Source organism: Neisseria sp. HMSC70E02, from assembly GCF_001838645.1.
Lineage (GTDB): Bacteria > Pseudomonadota > Gammaproteobacteria > Burkholderiales > Neisseriaceae > Neisseria > Neisseria macacae.
In genome coordinates, this window is record NZ_KV838148.1 from 38,688 (window position 1) to 39,067 (window position 380).

At 59.7% G+C, this 380-nt stretch carries 1 pseudogene; it reads left to right on the top strand.

The window, feature by feature from the left end:
* A pseudogene (locus tag HMPREF3277_RS13040) lies at window positions 1-380 on the top strand (hypothetical protein); the annotation flags it as partial.

Below are 380 nucleotides of genomic sequence, written 5' to 3' on the forward strand. Positions count from 1 at the left end.
CGCTGGGCAAAGACGGTCTGAAAGCAGGCGATGTGAACATCACTGCCGACGGCATCGACGCCGGCAATAAAGCCATCAGCAACGTAGCCAAAGGCGTAAAAGCCACCGACGCCGTCAACGTCGCCCAACTGAACGAACAACTCGCCGCCACCGAAAAAACCACCACCGTCGTCGCCGGTAAGAACGTGACCGTCAGCGAAAAAGTGGACGGCAACAACACCGAGTACACCGTCAACGCCGACAAGACCACCCTCAGCCAAGCGGCGGGCGGTGCGGTTAAAGTCAGCGAAGGTGCGAAAGACGCCGACGGCGTTACCGATTACGCCCTCGACCTGACCGACGAAGCCAAAGCCGACATCGCCAAAGGCGTAGCGGCGAAA